Source organism: Bacillus sp. V59.32b (genome assembly GCF_003429085.1).
Taxonomy (GTDB): Bacteria; Bacillota; Bacilli; order Bacillales; family DSM-1321; genus Peribacillus.
This window is the reverse complement of sequence record NZ_QVTC01000029.1, coordinates 37,653-51,638: the sequence shown is the minus strand read 5'-3', so window position 1 is coordinate 51,638 and position 13,986 is coordinate 37,653. Positions and strand designations below refer to the sequence as shown.

The following is a 13,986-nucleotide window of genomic DNA, read 5'->3' as shown; positions in this document are numbered from 1 at the left end:
TTGAATGAAACTGAGTTATTAAATAGGTAGTAACCAGTCGAAATCCGCCCAGAAAAATTTATTAAAATCGTATAAACTTCCTGCCTTTTTTCTAAAGCTAATGGAGAGGATGATGATAAGCTTATACTACAATCGGTATTCGGTATCTTATTGTTAGGCGCGCATGTCCAGACCAAAAGAGATTACACCCGAGTTTGACATCAATGATCCTGGAACTACGTCTAATCTCCGCCTTACGGCTCGTCAATTGACGAGTTTTCTTTATTCCCAAATTTAAAAGACCATTGTACATTGATGAATCTTTTTGCATAATGGAAGAGAACTAGATATAGAGATGGAGAAACATAATGAAAAATACATATTTGATTGGTTACTTTCCGTTAATTGCGATTGTTCTTTTCAGTCTTTCGTTTGCGGTATACGGCCAGATGCAAGTTTTGATCCTGTTGAGGAATATTGGAATTTACGATGGGATGCTTGAATTTTTTTCTGAGACGGGGATCAAGCTTTCCTTGTTAATTGTCATGTTTTTGATTTGCTTTATGCTATTCTCTGCCCTGAAGCTGATTTCAGATACGATAATCGAACTTTCCCTTTTGTTTTTCTCAAAAGACTCAGAGGGGGAAGATTTAAAAAATATCCGGATGGGTGCGATGATTTATTTTATTGGCGGAGCGGTTTCTTTGGTTAGCGTGAATTCGATTCTCGGTTTAGCAGCTATTTTTTTAGGGACGACCGTCATTGCTTTTATTTATCTCGTGTATAAAATAAGTCCGAGCCTGACGACTTCAGGATTAATTGGCTTAATTTTTTTTGATACTTTCGTTTGGTCGGGGATGATATTGGTTGTGGCTTATTCGTCCATCAGGCTTTACAACAGCATGATGGCAAGTTTGCCGTTATAGTGGAAAATAAATAACGCGGGAAGCAGTTTGATAGTCAATCAAATACTGCTTCCCGCTTTTTTAGTTAAAATCTTTATTAATATCTTTCCAGATTGATAAATTCGGATAAGTATGCTGAATATACTCAATGCTTGCAGGTTTGTCCTTTCCGATCCATACTCCCGTTGTATAGTCATTTGTGAGCCCTACGAACCACATATCCTTAACATCATTTGTCGTGCCCGTTTTCCCGCCAATGTATCCTCCGGGAAGGTAGGCTCTTGTGGCTGTGCCGTTTAAAGTAACTTCATGCAGCAATTCCCTCATTTTTTTTACGGTTTCTGGCTTCCATACCGTTTGCGGTTTATCGTTCCATTGATAGAGCACTTTTCCATCCTTGCCGGTCACTTTGCGGATGGCGCGGGCAGGGAGATAGGTGCCATCTTCAAAGGAAGTAAAGGCATTAGTCAGTTCGAGCGGACTGATCACATTTGTAAACCCGCCAATTGCTGCGGAAAGATGATAATCCTCTTCGTTCACTTGACTAAATTGAAACTTTTCCAAATAGCTAAAGCTCTTTCTTATACCGGTTTTATCAAAAAGCCTTAGGGCCGGTGTATTATATGAATTGGCAAAGGCCTTTTTGATGGTCACCATTCCATACACACTGCCGTCGTAATTTTTTGGGCAATATCCGTTTTTGCAATAGCGGGCACCACTGACACCCTCCAGCAGACTTGCGTTCGTTTCTTCAATATAAGGGGCATAGACCAATAATGGTTTAATGGCCGATCCCGGCTGGCGGTAGCCTTGATAGGCGCGATTGAAAGAATTTTTTTTATAATTCGTTCCCCCAATCAAAGAGACAAGCTCGTGCGTATGATGCTGTATGACGACTGCAGCACCTTCCACGTTGGTGGAAGATAAACGGCTTTGAACAGCACGTTTCGCACGACTCTGTATCCCGGTATCAAGTGCCGTGTGTATTGTAACACCCGATTCCAACAAGTCGGTTACCTTATTATCAAGCTCAGCTGCAGCTTCTTCTCGAATTTTTGGCTCGGGGTCGCGCAATCTTTCCATCATTCCTTCAGAATGGGCGACTAGACTTCTAAGTTCACTTTTCACATAGTCTGTATAATCTGGGTACAAGTTATTTTGTTCCCTGACATTTAACACAATTGGTTCTTTGACAATTTCAGTATATTCTTCTTTTGTCAGCTTGTTCAGTTCTACCATTTGGGAAAGAATCCGTTCCTGCCGTTTCTTGGTAGCGTCATAGTTTTTCAAAGGATTATACAGGTTCGGGTTGTTCGGAATCGCTGCAAGAAAAGCAAGCTCAGCCTTGGAAAGGTTCTTCGCGGACTTGCTAAAGTAAAATTGAGCCGCCGATTCGATTCCGTAATTCCCATTGTGATAGTAGATGGCGTTGATATACAATTCCAGGATTTCGGGCTTTGACAGAGTCCGTTCCAGCTGATAGGAATAGAGGAGCTCAGTCAATTTTCGATTATAGGTTTTTTCCTGTGTAAGATATACATTCCTGGCCAGCTGCTGGGTGATCGTGCTGCCGCCCTGTTCAATCGAATCACTCTGGGAGTTTGCGACGATGGCCCGGCTAATGGCGACAGCGTCGATTCCGGCATGCTGATAGAACTGCCTGTCTTCAATCGTGACAAAGAGATCCTTCAGAAATAAGGGAATATCTTTATCGGAAATATATATCCTCTTTTGAAGTCCTGCTATTTCAGAAATGACGGCGCCGTCTGCAGCCCTCACAAAACTGGTTTGCGGCAGTTTAATTTCATCGCCTGATATTTTCGTATCAAGCACCTTGTGGAAGCTCTCGGCGGAAGTCCATTCCCGATAGGACAGAAAGATTAAGAGCGTAAGCAAAGGAACGAGCAGGATGATAACAACATAGCCAAAAGACTTGCGCATAAGTCAACTTCCAATCTAATATATTTTGTTATGACGGCACCCGCTTGAAGTTTGGAATGTACAGAAATCCCTATCTTCGTCACGGGAATTTTTCGCTTAAAAGGCCCGTCGATCGATTTATGTCGAAAAATCTCGATTTACTTCCCCATAATAATCCAAAACCTGACAGGAAAAAAGGGGTTGCTAAGAAAAATACCGAATAAAATGCAAAAAAAGATAAAAATTATTCAGAAGTTTCTGTTATAATATTTGAATACTGATGCAGAAAAAAGGATAATTATTTAAAAATTGAACGTTTTATATATAAAAGGAAAGGAGGCATGGATATGGAGGGTGGACAACAGCATTTATTTATCGATTTTGAATTTACCATGCCCGAAGGAAAGATGAACCCAGAAGGTTTTTATCCGGAAATTATTGAAGTTGGACTTGCGGCCGTGATCAATGAGCAAATTATCGATCAATTTTCATCATTTGTCATCCCGTCTAAATTCTCTAAACTTACAGACCGCTGTAAAACTTTCCTTAATATTTCACAGGAACAGGTTGATAGCGGGATGCCTTTTAAAGACCTAATTGCTTTATTGAAAAAATATGACCAAAAGCAGCCTACTTCGATTGTTACTTGGGGAAACATGGATATGAAGGTATTGCGCCAAAATTGCCAAAGAGCAAATGTTGAGTTCCCGTTCCGCGGCAAGCAAATCGATTTATCGATGGAGTATAAACGCTTTTTCGGTGATCAGAACCAGACTGGATTGTGGAAAGCCGTTCAGGCATATGGAAAAGAAGGCACAGGGAAACATCATCGTGCCCTTGATGACGCACTGACTACTTACAATATTTTTAAACTGGTAGAAAAGGATAAAAGCTACATGAAAAATCACCAGCCTACGACAATAGGTGACCGAATCGATTTATCAAAAGTGTTTGATAATCTTGCATTATAAAAGCCAAATCACTTCCAACTGATTTGGCTTTTAGTATTTAATTAAGCGAAGTTACATATCTCTGTTGGATTTTGGTTCACTTTGCTCCCCAGCCATGAAAAGAAAGAGAAAGCGAGCTTTCTCCCATCTTTTCATGGCTGGGGAGCTTCCTTTCAGCATTCTGCTGAAAGGCGTTTGAAACCAAGGTTTCAAACGAATGAACGAAAATAATATTAAGAACGCGATATAAAGAGCCTTTATTTAAAATAATCTGTTTCCAGCTCATTGAGCATTTCCAGGCTTCTTTGGTTCCATTCCTTACTGTCTTCAGAAAGCTGCTGCTTCATTTTGTCCAAAGACTCTTTTAGTGAAGCCTTATATTCCGGGATTGTCTCTTCATAATGTTTAACCATATTTTTCGGGATATTGGCCTGTTCCCTGTAAGCAAGAGCCCGCCTTTGGTGAAACATCGTCACATCCGTCTGCTTAGGATTATGGAGATCTCCTTGCATCGGATGCTTTGCTACGGCAAGAACCTTAACAAGATAGGCATTCGGACGAATGTCTGTAAGCTCTCCGATATATTTTCCCGTTTTATAAATCGCCGTTACTTTATCCCCAACTTTAAAGTTGTCTTCCGTCATGTCTTTCCCCGCCCTTTCAAATACATTTCTACTCTCCATGATACATAAGATGCATGGATTTTTACAGTCAGCAGATTTTCTTTTTCCATTGCTGGAACGAAGATGTAGATAATGATAATATGGGGGTAAAATAATGGAGCAAACAAAATGGATAATCAGCTAATTGTGAAAGACGAGATTACCATCATTCACCTGCTTCAAAGGTATGGGGGGTTTTAGTGAAGCCTCCATTTATCAAGCAATGGGACGACTTGCCTGAAGATTACGATTATAATGTGGATTTAAACATCGGCAGTGAAATTTTATGGGGTCTGGATGACGGTCAATATACGAAATTGACTGTCATTACATGGGAACCGCAGAGCCTGCTTAGGATTTCCCTTTATAATTCAAGATGGGAACGACCTTTGGCTCCCGAAGACATCGCCTATACTTACAGCTTATCTGGTAATGACGGAAATATTCTGCTCTCAATCGAAATCGGTGACTTTGGGAAGCTTCCTGATGGAGAAAAATATTTCGAGGCATCGGTAGAATTTGCTGAAGAAGCCTTACAAAAAAATAAGGCTCTGTTAAACGATAATGTTGTTTTTGGGAAGGGAATCTGCGAGACTCCTCGAAAATGCATACGCATTTTCTCGTGCGGTGTCTATTCAAGGATGATGAATCAACGTCCTGCGGAAAAACGGGCTGGCAAGACCCCGCAGCGAGGTACGAGTGAGGAGGCTTGCCAGTTCGTCCGCGGAAAGCGAGTAGATTCCATGACCATTTGAAAATCAACAATGGAATTTAACAGAGCCAAAAATAAAAGAACTCGCAGAACAATAGAGGTTTCTAAAAATATGCTTTTTTAAAAAAAGTCGTGTAAAGTTGACAAATGAAGGCAATTAATAGAAGAAGCCAAGATTTCAGGGAAATTAAGAAGAAAGAAGTGAATCGATTATGACAGACTTTCCTCAATTAACGACAGAAGTACTGGAAAATGAAAAAGCAGTTGTCATGGAAACAAACCAGGGAAGTATCAAGATTAAGCTATTTCCGGAATTAACTCCAAAAACGGTAGAAAATTTCGTTACGCATGCCGAAAATGGCTATTATGAAGGTGTCATATTTCACCGCATCATTAAAGACTTCATGATCCAGGGCGGCGATCCACAGGGAACGGGCATGGGCGGAGAAAGCATTTGGGGCGCTCCGTTTGAAGACGAATTTTCGATGAAGGCGTTTAACCTGCGCGGCGCATTGTCGATGGCGAATGCAGGGCCCGGCACAAACGGCAGCCAATTTTTCATTGTTCAAGCACAGCATGTCGACAGCAGAATGGGCGAGCAAATGAAACAAGCGGGCTATCCGGATGAAATTATCACTGCTTATATGGAAAAAGGCGGAACCCCTTGGCTGGATCATAAGCATACGGTTTTTGGCCACGTTGTGGAAGGCATGGACATTGTCGACAAGATCGCCGGCTTAGAAACGGGATCTGGAGACAAACCAATGGAAGACGTCGTGATTCAATCAATCAAAGTTATATAAAGAGAAGAAGAAACGAAGGCGAGCTTTCGTTTCTTTTTTTCGAATGATAAGCTGGAGAGCACTGAGGATAATTGCTATAATGAATGAAATAAACGTGGGAACTTTAGAAAGGATGTAAGAAATGGACTTTCTTTATAACACCGTATTTGCACTTTTTCTTTACTTTCCTGAAGATAAAAGCGAATATATCCCGGCAGCAATAACTTCCGCAATTTTCTTCATCGGTGCCGTTTTTACAATGAGATTCATCATTAAATACTCACGTAAAGAGGCGCTTAAAACGAAGGAATTAGAAGAAGAAATCAACAAAAGAAATGGGCCGAATCATGAGTCTGTAAAATAAGAAAACCGTGAATTTCGTTATGAGATTCACGGTTTTTATATGTAATTACTCTGGATATTTTGCAGCGATAAAGAAACAGTGAGTAAAATGATTATAGAAAGCCCTATCGTTACATCTATTGAAATATATAAAAGTCTAAGAAGAATGTTATTCAATAAATTGAAGGTGAAATTGGAGGAGTGACATTTTATGAAGAGAGGCATCAGTTTTGAGATTCCAAATGAATACGGAACCTTTCTTGGAGATGTACTAAAGCCAATTAATACTACTGAGTACAGTTGGCGAATTGGTAGCGGAGAGTCCTATATAGTGGTCGATGATAAATTAGATGAAGAACTTTTCTCTGCAGATAAAAAAGTAATGGAAGACAAGGAGCTTAAAAACCTATTAGAAAACAATAGGTATTATATTATTTTCGCTGACTTACAAGCATATCCAAAAGGTAACATTTCGAAAATTGAAACTTATGAAGATTTCACTGAAAGCCAATGTGAACTTGTTCTGTTGGTAGTGGATAGCACCCATTCAACCATCTATTGCAAGGATAATGAAAAACTCAAATTATTTTATAAGAACGCACAAGATTATGGATTTGAAGAGGTGCAATATATTACGGATGAAAATGATACAAGAACAAGGCTATCTGTGTGGTAATAACATAAAAAGACCTTCGTGGTTGAAGGTCTTCAATCCTTGTGTAAAAGGTTTGATTATTTGAAATGAAAACTCCCATCATTTGAACGAAATGTTTTTATCCTTCATTTCTGTCAATTCCTTATTTTTCACATGTTTCAATAGTGCGACCGCCAGAAAACTGACAATGACCAGCAGGAGCCAGGAGCTAATTTTGCTGACATGTACGAGCTGCCATCCAGCTTGCTGGTTTGGATATTGCCAGGCGCCAAAGAAAGTGACGATGTTTTCCGCAACCCAGATAAAAAAGCCGATCAAGACAAAGGATAGTGAAAGGGGCATCTTGTAGGTCGTTCTTTGGATTGAGAACGCCACAAACGTTCTAAAGAAAAGCAGAAGGATTACCGCTTTTAGAACCCAGCGCAGGTCCCAGGTATAATGATGGGTGAAAAAGTTAAAGTAAGTCGCCGCAGCCACGAGGGTTACCATCCAGGTATTTGGCCAGTTAAGCAGCTGCAAATCCATGCGTCGCCATGCCTGGCACATATAGCTGGCGACACTGGCGTACATAAATCCGCTGTATAAAGGGACTCCCGCTATCTTAGACCATGCTTCCTCCGGATAAGCCCAGGATCCCATATGAACCTTATATAATTCCAGAGCGAGGCCGATGACATGGAATAGGCATATGACTTTGAATTCATCAAAGGTTTCCAGTTTGGTAACCAAAAATAGAAGCTGGGAAAGCAGGCAGACGAGCAGAATAAAGTCATAGCGCGCGATAAAGTCTCCCGGAATGAACTTCGAAACCGCCAGCGTCAGAAAAATAATCACAGGAAAAAGGCAGGACATGGCCTGGTGATAGCCGAAAATTAATAAATGGTGTATATATTTCATAAAATACTCCTGCAGAAAATTTAAGTTTAGTTACTCTAACACTACACTAGCGCAAATAGAATGAGAAGAGAATATGGAAATATTTTCTGATAATAGGATGGAGAGGAATGATTCGATGTTTAAAAAAGTAGCTGCGGATATGCTGGGTTTGAGCGATATCGGAAGTGTAATCAAGCCTGCTGATTATGACAAAGTTGATGCGGATGATTATGTCATGCATGAAGACGGTGAAAAAATTTATTTCTTAATAAAGTCCAAGATGGATGAATACTGTTTTACGAACAAAGCGTTGATCCATCTCGATGGTACGAGCGCAGTGAGCAAAAAACGCACTCTTCGCCGCTATAGATATAGTGAGCATACACTCTCTAATGTTTCCCTTGAAACGGCAGGGACGGTCGATTTGGATGTGGAAATAAAATTCGTCATCGGCTCTGTTCCGTTTTCCATTGATGTGCATAAAAAATTCATCGAGGAGATTAAAGACCTGTTTAAAGCTTTAATCAAGATCACTGAAATCTGTCATGAAAACGAGTATTCATTAAACTATGCGCATCAAAGTATCGACCTGGCTTCGAATACATTAAGCCGGGTAAAGTCCCCTGAAGCCCAGCTGGTTGAAAACTTCAAACAGATAAACGAGGCTTCCTTCAACTGGTTTATGGAAAGCAGGAAGAAATATCATGTAAAAGATTTCGGATATGTATTCGAGAAATATATTAATAATTAAGCGATAAGAGGCTTTGCTTGTCTTCTTATTGTCCTATAATTGTAAGTCATCCGCCGTGAATGTCTTGTGCTGCAGCAGGATCTGGCTTATCAGGTACGATTAAATTATTCAAGTCTTCTTTGTGAAAATCCTAATTTGACCCCTCAGCATAAAGCCTTTTTATCTTTTGGGTCCGGACCATAAATTATGTCGGAAAAAAATACCGAAATAAAGGCGGGGAGATAGAAAATACTAAGGGAAGTAGCGTTAAACATAAAGCGATCGCAATGTAGTACGTATCGGATTACGTTTAGCAACCGGAAAGGATTGGCGCAGATGCTCTCAGATCAAAAGTTATCCGAGTTGAAAAATCAATTGCAACAAACAAGTGAAGATTTAAGAAATAGATTGCACGAGTCAAATGATCTCAATTTAAAGCAGAGTCTTCTTCGCGACTCTTCTTTTGAATTGTCCAGCTATGATAATCATCCTGCGGATGAAGGCACAGAGTTGTTTGAAAGGGAAAAGGACCTCGCACTTTTAGAACATTACCGAAATGAAATCAGGGATAATGAAAAAGCGCTTCAAGCTATGGACGAGGGAACATATGGGAAATGTAAAGTGTGCGGAGAGGATATTCCTGCCCTTCGCCTAGAGGCCTTGCCAACCACCCTATATTGTATTGAACATACGCCTTCCCATGAGACCTCCCACAATCGGCCGGTCGAGGAAGGGGTTCTTATGCCGCCGTTCGGCAAGTTCGATATGGATGAGGAAGACGAGAACGTAGTGACGGATGCAGAAGACACCTGGCAGGAAGTAGCGACATTTGGCACCTCGAGTTCTCCGTCAGACTTGCCGAGACCTAAGGATCACCCCAATGATTGGTATGAAGAGAGCGAAGAAAATATCGGCTATGTAGAGGATTATGAAAATTTTGTCGGTGTCGATATCGAAGGCAAGAATATAACCATTTATCCGAAGCATGAAAAATATGAGAAAATGCTTGATGAAGAAGGCGTTATGAGCATATTGGGTGATTTGCCTGCTTATGAACATGATCCATATGTTGAAGAAGATGAAAAAGACGAATAAGAAATAAAAACCGCGGAGAAACTTTCAACAATTTTCTCCGCGTTTTTCATGCTTCTCTTATGAAAAAGACTTCTTCAGCCTCTGTAAACCTTCCAACAGAATCGGTCGCGGGCATCCGATATTCATGCGGACAAAACCTTCACCGCCTGGTCCGTACTTAGTGCCTGGCTCCAGAGCCAGCTTCCCTTTTTCAACCAGCGCTTTTTTCAATTCTTCATCAGTGAGCCCTAATTTGCGGCAGTCCAGCCAGACTAAATAAGAGGCCTCCGGATACATGAAGCCAATTTCCGGCAACTCACGGCTTATAAAATCCTTTGTTATTTCAACATTCTCTGTTAAGTAGGCCATCAATCCGTTCAACCAATCTTCCCCATCACGGTATGCCGCTTCCATCGCGGCCAATCCGAAAAGGTTTAATCCGTGAAAGGCATTCCGGTCCTGGACGGCTTTAATTTTTTTCTGGAATTCCATATTTTCTGTGATCATTAATGAAGATTGCAATCCGGCTATATTAAATGTTTTGCTCGGAGCCATAAGTGTAACGGTTATGTTTGCATATCTTTTATCAATGGAGGCAAGCGGAATGTGCTTAAATTCAGGCAGATAAAGATCGCCATGGATTTCGTCTGAGATGATAATGACTCCATATTTCATACAGAGCTCACCGATTTGCGCCAGTTCCTCTTTTGTCCAAATCCTACCGCCAGGATTATGGGGATTGCACAATAAAAAAAGCTTTACCCCGCTTTTCAGTTTTTCTTCGAAATCGGTAAAGTCTATTGTAAAACGGTTTTCCGTAATCTGCAGCTGGCTGTTGACTACTTCGCGTTCATTGTTTTTGATCATGTCAAAGAAAGGCGTATACACTGGGGATTGCAGCATCACCTTATCACCCGGTTCCGTAAATGCCTGGATGGTGACAGCAAGCGCCGACACGACTCCCTGGCTGAACATGATCCATGATTTTTTAATATCCCAGCCATGTCTTGTTTTCATCCATGCCTGGATCGTATCGTTAATGGTTTTGGATGGTGCTGTATAGCCAAAAACCGGATGCTTGATTCTGTCAATCAGTGCCTCTTGGACAGGTTCTGGGGAAGGGAAATCCATATCTGCCACCCACATTGGCAGAAGGTCCTGAGCTCCGTATATCTCCCCGAGATAATCCCACTTGACTGCACCGGTGTTTTTTCTCTCTATTAAGGTTTCAAATAACTTGTTGTCCATAAACTGATCACCGCCGTTTTATTTTTTTTCATAATGATATTATAATGATAACAGGTTGAAATAATTATTGCAGGTGATTTACGGATGGATAGACAGCAGATGAATATGGAGCTTGTCCAGGCTTTACAGGACTGGGACCCAATCGACTGGGGCCGGGATGCTTACGAAACGGAAATCGCGGATTGCGTTATGGCCGTAAGTGATCTGGATGACCCGAAAGAACTGGCAGTCCAAATTCAAGGGATTTATGAATTTTCGTTTGAAATAAAGATTGATATGAAAGAGTGCCTAGCCATTTCGCAAAAGCTACTGCTTATTAAACATAACGCAAGCTGCTCTTTATGATTTATGCTGATGCAAAAAGCGCAAATTATGCTTTTTGCATCAGCTTTTCTTTTACGAGAAACTCCTTGATATATTTGCAAACCTCATCAGGTTTTTCTTCGGGGATCAGATGTCCCGCATCTTCGATAACGATTAATTCCGAATTCTTCAAGTCAGCATGGAGCCGTCTTCCGATGCTTAAAGGTACGACCCGGTCATGCTTTCCCCATAGCAAAAGGCAGCTGGTCTCGATTGCCTGTAAGTCCTTTTCCGGCAAATCGCCTTCACGGTCACGTAGCATCCGTGTCAATGCCTTGAAAATATTATCATTCAGAAATGGCTCCAGATAACCCTCCCGCATTTCATCATCAATCAGTTCTTTGTTATACACGACATTTCGTAAATTCACCTCTACCCCTGTTTTCTCAAGCCACCGTTTAACGACTTTGGGGAAGTAGGGAATATAACTTGTGTATCTTAATAGACGCTTGGATTTTGGCAGATAGCCGGAGCTTGCCAGGAGAACGGCGTTTTTGGCCAGCCCGGGACGGTTTTTAATTATATACAAACAAATTTGTCCGCCCATGGAATGGCCAACGAGCGTGCATTTGCTAATTCCAATTGCATCCAAGAAATCGAGCAGGGTCAATGCCAGGTTTTGATAAGAATAACTAAAGCGCCTCGATTTGCCACTATGTCCAAAAGGCGGAATATCAATTGAAATCACATTGTAATCCCTGCTTAGTCTTGGCAGTAACGTTCGATAACAAAAGGAAGAAGATAAAAAACCATGAAGCAAGACTAACGTAGGAGCTTCCTTCGAAAGTACTTGCTGCTCGTAATAGATGTCATTGCCTCTAATATGGCGAACTTTTTTCATCTGCCGTCACCCCGCTGAAAGTTTTTCCTATTTTACCCATTAGGTGAGCAGTCTAATGCTAGTTTTCTTAAAAAAAATGATTTTACCTATTGGGAGTGCTTGTTACATTTGTTATAATTCGATTGGAGTTTATTTTTGTTTGATAATTCTGTATATTTTGCGGATTGCGATGATAGTTAATAAATATGGTTTCAACAGGGAGAGAGAAGCATATGAATTTAAATGAAAAAGAACTGGAAGTACTAAGTATAATCGAGACGAATAGTCGAATTGACCATAGTGATCTTGCGAAAATGACCGATTTGTCAAAGGAAGAAATTGAGACGGTACTTAAAAAGTTGGAGGATATGAGAGTGATTGTTCGTTATGCGACCGTCATTAACTGGGCGAAGGTGGATGGTTATGAAGGTGTAACGGCAATGATCGATGTGAAGGTGACCCCTAAAAGAGGTGTTGGCTTTGATGAGGTGGCCCAAAGAGTTTACCGATTTAAAGAAGTAGAATCAGTATACTTGATGTCCGGTGTATATGATTTATCAGTAGTGGTCAGGGGACGTTCGATGAATGAAGTGGCCAAGTTCGTGTCTGAAAAGCTGTCTACCCTTGATTCTGTGATCTCGACAACGACACATTTTATCTTGAAAAAGTATAAGCATGACGGCACAATCTTTGAACAAGTGGAAGAAGATAAGCGAATTGTGGTGTCTCCATGATTAAAACCAGTTATGTTTCGAAAACGGTAGCAAGCCTTAAACCATCAGGAATACGCCGTTTTTTTGATCTTGCGGCAAATATGGAAGGAGTCGTGTCTCTCGGAGTCGGCGAACCTGATTTTGTAACGTCCTGGTCTGTAAGAGAAGCTGCGATTGCATCGTTAGAAGAAGGACGTACTTCCTACACAGCCAACGCAGGTTTAATGGAGCTCAGGATGGAAATTGCCCGGTACATGGAAAAGGCGTTTCGCGTATCCTATAATCCGGAAAACCAAATTATTGTAACGGTCGGAGCTAGCCAGGCAATAGATATTGCCTTGCGTGCAATAGTCAATCCCGGAGAAGAAGTTCTGGTGGTAGAGCCATGCTTCGTATCCTATGCGCCGCTTGTGACCATGGCCGGCGGAATCCCAAAAACGATTCAGACTGCAAAGGAAAACGATTTTAAGCTGATGCCGGCGGAGCTTGAAGCCGCGATAACTCCGAACACGAAAGCGGTCATGATTTGTTCGCCTAACAATCCGACAGGCACCCAGCTTGGAAAAGAAGAATTAATAAACCTCGCGCAAATCATTAATAAGCATGACTTACTTGTGATCGCGGATGAAATATATGCCGAGCTCGCCTATGACGAAGCATTCACTTCGATTGCAGCCATCGATGGCATGATGGAAAGGACGATATTAATCAACGGTTTTTCAAAAGGATTTGCGATGACCGGATGGCGTCTTGGCTTTGTTTGCGCGCCTTTGGAAATTTCCGAAGCCATGCTGAAAATCCATCAATATGCGATGATGTGTGCTTCAACAATGGCCCAATATGCCGCCTTGGAAGCATTGAAAAATGGAATGGCGGATGTGGATGAAATGCGGACGAGTTATCGAAGAAGACGAAATTATATCGTTAAGTCTTTTAATGAAATCGGCTTGGAATGCCATAATCCCGGCGGAGCCTTCTATGCCTTTCCTTCTATCGCGGGAACCGGATTAAGCTCTCAAGCATTCGCAGAGCGATTGCTGCTTGAGGAACGGGTTGCTGTTGTGCCAGGTGATGTATTCGGGGACAGCGGAGAAGGACACATTCGCTGTTCCTATGCTTCTTCGATGGAACAATTGCAAGAGGCTGTCAGAAGAATTGAGCGGTTCCTAAATAAGTGAAATAAAAAAAGCAAGATCCCGTATCGGATGAGCTTAATAAATAATTAAGCACCCGGTTTTAGAATCCTGCTCAAAAA

Annotated in this window: 16 protein-coding genes; 11 read left to right on the top strand and 5 right to left on the bottom strand. The window is 41.3% G+C overall.

The genetic code is table 11. The features are described from left to right. Window positions 1-347 precede the first annotated feature (347 nt). A complete protein-coding gene (locus D0463_RS07850; RefSeq protein ID WP_117306840.1) occupies window positions 348-905 on the top strand; it encodes a DUF5366 family protein in 558 nt (185 codons plus the stop codon). A 60-nt stretch (window positions 906-965) separates the two neighbouring features. On the opposite strand, the gene D0463_RS07845 is transcribed toward D0463_RS07850, so the two are convergent. Next, the gene (locus D0463_RS07845; RefSeq protein ID WP_117306839.1) at window positions 966-2,825 is read right to left on the bottom strand and encodes a transglycosylase domain-containing protein; all 1,860 of its coding nucleotides are present in this window, start codon (window positions 2,823-2,825) and stop codon (window positions 966-968) included. A gap of 326 nt (window positions 2,826-3,151) precedes the next feature. Here D0463_RS07845 and kapD point away from each other — a divergent pair, with 326 nt between their 5' ends. After that, window positions 3,152-3,775, top strand: a complete 624-nt coding sequence (kapD, locus tag D0463_RS07840) for a 3'-5' exonuclease KapD (RefSeq protein WP_117306838.1) — start codon at window positions 3,152-3,154, stop codon at window positions 3,773-3,775. Between the two features lie 236 nt (window positions 3,776-4,011). Here the strand turns inward: kapD and kapB are convergent, their stop codons facing one another. Beyond that, window positions 4,012-4,398, bottom strand: coding sequence for a kinase-associated lipoprotein KapB (kapB, locus tag D0463_RS07830; RefSeq protein WP_117306835.1), 387 nt, complete (start codon window positions 4,396-4,398; stop codon window positions 4,012-4,014). 218 nt (window positions 4,399-4,616) lie between these two features. Between kapB and D0463_RS19680 the strand changes: the two genes are divergently transcribed. The 4 genes from D0463_RS19680 to D0463_RS07810 all read left to right on the top strand — a co-directional run bounded on the left by D0463_RS19680 (window position 4,617) and on the right by D0463_RS07810 (window position 6,928). Next, window positions 4,617-5,171, top strand: a complete 555-nt coding sequence (locus tag D0463_RS19680; protein ID WP_216824890.1) for a hypothetical protein — start codon at window positions 4,617-4,619, stop codon at window positions 5,169-5,171. A gap of 169 nt (window positions 5,172-5,340) precedes the next feature. After that, complete coding sequence (locus D0463_RS07820; protein WP_117306834.1) at window positions 5,341-5,931, top strand: peptidylprolyl isomerase; 591 nt, start codon at window positions 5,341-5,343, stop codon at window positions 5,929-5,931. 121 nt (window positions 5,932-6,052) lie between these two features. Beyond that, a complete protein-coding gene (locus D0463_RS07815; protein ID WP_117306833.1) occupies window positions 6,053-6,274 on the top strand; it encodes a hypothetical protein in 222 nt (73 codons plus the stop codon). Between the two features lie 189 nt (window positions 6,275-6,463). Further along, window positions 6,464-6,928, top strand: a complete 465-nt coding sequence (locus D0463_RS07810) for a DUF2691 family protein (RefSeq protein WP_117306831.1) — start codon at window positions 6,464-6,466, stop codon at window positions 6,926-6,928. A 78-nt stretch (window positions 6,929-7,006) separates the two neighbouring features. On the opposite strand, the gene D0463_RS07805 is transcribed toward D0463_RS07810, so the two are convergent. After that, entirely contained in the window at window positions 7,007-7,804 is a 798-nt protein-coding gene (locus D0463_RS07805; RefSeq protein ID WP_174234299.1) for a DUF817 domain-containing protein, read from the bottom strand. Between the two features lie 115 nt (window positions 7,805-7,919). Here D0463_RS07805 and D0463_RS07800 point away from each other — a divergent pair, with 115 nt between their 5' ends. Both D0463_RS07800 and D0463_RS07795 read left to right on the top strand, forming a co-directional pair. Next, complete coding sequence (locus D0463_RS07800; RefSeq protein WP_117306900.1) at window positions 7,920-8,534, top strand: PH domain-containing protein; 615 nt, start codon at window positions 7,920-7,922, stop codon at window positions 8,532-8,534. Between the two features lie 315 nt (window positions 8,535-8,849). Then, entirely contained in the window at window positions 8,850-9,608 is a 759-nt protein-coding gene (locus tag D0463_RS07795; protein ID WP_117306829.1) for a TraR/DksA C4-type zinc finger protein, read from the top strand. A gap of 57 nt (window positions 9,609-9,665) precedes the next feature. On the opposite strand, the gene D0463_RS07790 is transcribed toward D0463_RS07795, so the two are convergent. Then, complete coding sequence (locus D0463_RS07790) at window positions 9,666-10,835, bottom strand: MalY/PatB family protein (protein WP_117306827.1); 1,170 nt, start codon at window positions 10,833-10,835, stop codon at window positions 9,666-9,668. 84 nt (window positions 10,836-10,919) lie between these two features. Between D0463_RS07790 and D0463_RS07785 the strand changes: the two genes are divergently transcribed. After that, entirely contained in the window at window positions 10,920-11,180 is a 261-nt protein-coding gene (locus D0463_RS07785; RefSeq protein ID WP_117306825.1) for a DUF1871 family protein, read from the top strand. A gap of 25 nt (window positions 11,181-11,205) precedes the next feature. On the opposite strand, the gene D0463_RS07780 is transcribed toward D0463_RS07785, so the two are convergent. After that, window positions 11,206-12,039, bottom strand: coding sequence for an alpha/beta fold hydrolase (locus tag D0463_RS07780; RefSeq protein WP_117306823.1), 834 nt, complete (start codon window positions 12,037-12,039; stop codon window positions 11,206-11,208). 212 nt (window positions 12,040-12,251) lie between these two features. Here D0463_RS07780 and D0463_RS07775 point away from each other — a divergent pair, with 212 nt between their 5' ends. Both D0463_RS07775 and D0463_RS07770 read left to right on the top strand, forming a co-directional pair. Beyond that, complete coding sequence (locus D0463_RS07775; protein WP_117306821.1) at window positions 12,252-12,752, top strand: Lrp/AsnC family transcriptional regulator; 501 nt, start codon at window positions 12,252-12,254, stop codon at window positions 12,750-12,752. After that, window positions 12,749-13,909, top strand: coding sequence for an aminotransferase (locus tag D0463_RS07770; protein WP_117306819.1), 1,161 nt, complete (start codon window positions 12,749-12,751; stop codon window positions 13,907-13,909). Before D0463_RS07775 ends, D0463_RS07770 begins: the two co-directional genes overlap by 4 nt. Window positions 13,910-13,986 lie beyond the last annotated feature (77 nt).

Excerpts from the sequence above, each read along its gene's own strand:
- D0463_RS07850 (WP_117306840.1), top strand. The coding sequence starts at position 348 with ATGAAAAATACATATTTGATTGGTTACTTTCCGTTAATTGCGATTGTT.
- D0463_RS07845 (WP_117306839.1), bottom strand. The coding sequence starts at position 2,825 with ATGCGCAAGTCTTTTGGCTATGTTGTTATCATCCTGCTCGTTCCTTTG.
- kapD (WP_117306838.1), top strand. The coding sequence starts at position 3,152 with ATGGAGGGTGGACAACAGCATTTATTTATCGATTTTGAATTTACCATG.
- kapB (WP_117306835.1), bottom strand. The coding sequence starts at position 4,398 with ATGACGGAAGACAACTTTAAAGTTGGGGATAAAGTAACGGCGATTTAT.
- D0463_RS07820 (WP_117306834.1), top strand. The coding sequence starts at position 5,341 with ATGACAGACTTTCCTCAATTAACGACAGAAGTACTGGAAAATGAAAAA.
- D0463_RS07815 (WP_117306833.1), top strand. The coding sequence starts at position 6,053 with ATGGACTTTCTTTATAACACCGTATTTGCACTTTTTCTTTACTTTCCT.
- D0463_RS07810 (WP_117306831.1), top strand. The coding sequence starts at position 6,464 with ATGAAGAGAGGCATCAGTTTTGAGATTCCAAATGAATACGGAACCTTT.
- D0463_RS07805 (WP_174234299.1), bottom strand. The coding sequence starts at position 7,804 with ATGAAATATATACACCATTTATTAATTTTCGGCTATCACCAGGCCATG.
- D0463_RS07800 (WP_117306900.1), top strand. The coding sequence starts at position 7,920 with ATGTTTAAAAAAGTAGCTGCGGATATGCTGGGTTTGAGCGATATCGGA.
- D0463_RS07795 (WP_117306829.1), top strand. The coding sequence starts at position 8,850 with ATGCTCTCAGATCAAAAGTTATCCGAGTTGAAAAATCAATTGCAACAA.
- D0463_RS07790 (WP_117306827.1), bottom strand. The coding sequence starts at position 10,835 with ATGGACAACAAGTTATTTGAAACCTTAATAGAGAGAAAAAACACCGGT.
- D0463_RS07785 (WP_117306825.1), top strand. The coding sequence starts at position 10,920 with ATGGATAGACAGCAGATGAATATGGAGCTTGTCCAGGCTTTACAGGAC.
- D0463_RS07780 (WP_117306823.1), bottom strand. The coding sequence starts at position 12,039 with ATGAAAAAAGTTCGCCATATTAGAGGCAATGACATCTATTACGAGCAG.
- D0463_RS07775 (WP_117306821.1), top strand. The coding sequence starts at position 12,252 with ATGAATTTAAATGAAAAAGAACTGGAAGTACTAAGTATAATCGAGACG.
- D0463_RS07770 (WP_117306819.1), top strand. The coding sequence starts at position 12,749 with ATGATTAAAACCAGTTATGTTTCGAAAACGGTAGCAAGCCTTAAACCA.